Genomic DNA, 2,378 nt, shown 5'->3' with positions numbered 1-2,378 from the left:
ATGAAGTTTGAGACATTGAATTATGCTATTCAGGATGTTCGGAAAGAAGCAAGACAAGCTGCTGCTATTGGTCTAGCAGTATCTAATTTAAGCTATGACGATACACCGGGAAAATTAAGTTTTTCACTTGGTACGGGTGTATGGCGCAGTCAATCTGCACTTGCTATTGGAGCTGGTTATATGTCTGAAAATGGAAGATTTCGCTCTAACGTATCTGCAACAAGTTCTGGGGGACATTGGGGTGTAGGTGCTGGATTTAGGGTAACACTGAATTAACAATAGAAAATTCGAAATAAATTTTCCTTCTCTTATCAAATGCGTTACATGTGCCATTTAAAGAGAAGGAAAGTTATTTTTATCATAAATGAATAGCAATAAAAGATAAGGGCGTATTTCGAGTAAAAATATATTTTTTATTGTGAAATTTTATATGAAAAAATTATTTATCATCTCCAAAAGGAATTATTTGAATAATCGATATTTATTTTTAAGAGAGTTTTTCCTTCTTGTCTCATCAGACAAGGGGAAAAATTTTATAAGAAGTGATATTTTACACAGAAATTCATAGAGTAGTATACTTGTAAAGTTTTATAATAATATATTCTGTAATAATAATCTTAATGGGACTAATTAACAAAAAAATCACAAATGCAGAGTGATGTTTTCATATAAATTAACAGCATACGTGTAACCGCACAATATTTGAAAACTATACAGTTTATAGTTTATAATAGAATATCCACTGGGGGTATCCTTAAAGAAATAAAAAATCTCATTTTTTCCTTGCTATTTTTTAATAATCTGTATAAAGTGCGAAAAATTAATTAAAGGAAACTAGAAATCTTCTCGCAAAGCGGGGTGCGGTAAGTTATGGCAAAATTACAAAATCACAATTATCTGATCTCAAAAAGCTTTAAGAGATATAAATATGAAGCTCAGGGGTATCTCGCTTATTTTTACGGCAGAAGCGTAATAACCCTACAAAAAATGCTCTAAATTACTCAGCAAACAACTTAAGTAACTTCCGCAATAAAAACCTTTTATTGCCTCTTAAACACATAACACCTAATAATAGTACGCAAACATGTTTTTTCTACACTTCGTTCACCTTTCTTCACCTTTAAATTTAAAGGATCTGCTAAAGAAAACCCCACCTCCTTAAAGGAGGATAAATAAAAACCTTATTAATTGGACTATCGATCCCGTCGACTACTATATCATTGATATCTTAGATAGTCCTCTTCCGCATTATGACAACCCTAATCTTTTATAAAAAAATAATTTCTGGAGCTTAGTAGCACCGGAATGTGTCTTTTTAATGTTTTTAATATCTTTTTCTTACTTAGAGGATTTATTATGAAAAAAATATATACCACACCACGCACGCTAGCAGTGAGTAATTTAAAAAAAACTTGCTCACCTTATCGATTACCTTTTATTAAAACGCTTTCATTGGTTTCAGTAGCTGTTTTTTTATCCGGTGCTTCTCCTGTTTCTGCTTGTGATGCGTGGGGCAATATATCGCAGTATTTTGGTGCTGGTACAAATGTACTTAAAGATATTGCACCAACTTATATAATTAACGGTAGAGTGTACAGAGATGTTGGCTCTGCATTATATGGTTTGGAACGTTATGCTGCTGAAGTTGCGGGCAATAATCTTGTTAAGCAAGATAGCTCAGGGTTTATTACAATTGGTGCGAATGCACGTGGCAATAGAATAAGCATTGAAAATAGCTCTCATGAATTGAGAACTCTTACTGGTGTTAATAATGGTGTGATTTCGCCATTCTCGTCTGATGCAGTTAATGGCTCCCAAATTTTTTCTCTAGGTCTTGCTATTTCTAGTTATTTTGGTGGTGGTGCTGGATTTGATAGAGTAAAATGGACGCCTCCTACTTTTAAAGTTAAGGTTTTTGATAAGGATGGTAATGGAGCTGAAAAGAGCTATCATAATGTTGCAGATGCCTTTACAGGCGTAAATAGTTCTTTCACAAATCTTGATAAAAAGATTGAAAATGTAGTCGTTAATGTGGCAGGGAACAACCTTGTTAAGCAAGATGATACGGGACTTATTACCATTGGTGGAAAAGTAAATGGAACGAGGGTAAGTATTGCAAATATTGATAATGCGGTTCGGACTCTTTCAGGTGTTAATGCTGGTTCTATTACAGCAACATCGACTGATGCAATCAATGGTTCTCAACTTTATTCCATGAGCAATGTCGTTGCAGGCTATTTTGGTGGTGGTGCTGGCTATAAAGATGGAAATTGGAGTGCTCCTACTTTTACAGTTAAGGTCTTTGATAAGGATGGTAATGGAGCTGAAAAGAGCTATCATAATGTTGCAGATGCCTTTACAGGCGTAAATAGTTCTTT

1 protein-coding gene and 1 pseudogene are annotated in these 2,378 nt (G+C 34.1%); both read left to right on the top strand.

Translation table 11 applies throughout. The features are described from left to right. Positions 1–276, top strand: a 276-nt coding sequence (locus tag ACFIMU_RS08560) for a YadA-like family protein (RefSeq protein WP_375607518.1), incomplete at its 5' end; no start/stop codon positions are given. A gap of 1,080 nt (positions 277–1,356) precedes the next feature. Then, positions 1,357–2,378 (top strand): annotated as a pseudogene (locus ACFIMU_RS08555) (hypothetical protein); the annotation flags it as partial.

This window comes from Bartonella sp. AC70YNML (genome assembly GCF_042196545.1).
Taxonomy (GTDB): domain Bacteria; phylum Pseudomonadota; class Alphaproteobacteria; order Rhizobiales; family Rhizobiaceae; genus Bartonella.
The sequence above is the reverse complement of the archived record's forward strand: the minus strand, read 5'-3'. Positions and strand labels throughout refer to the sequence as shown.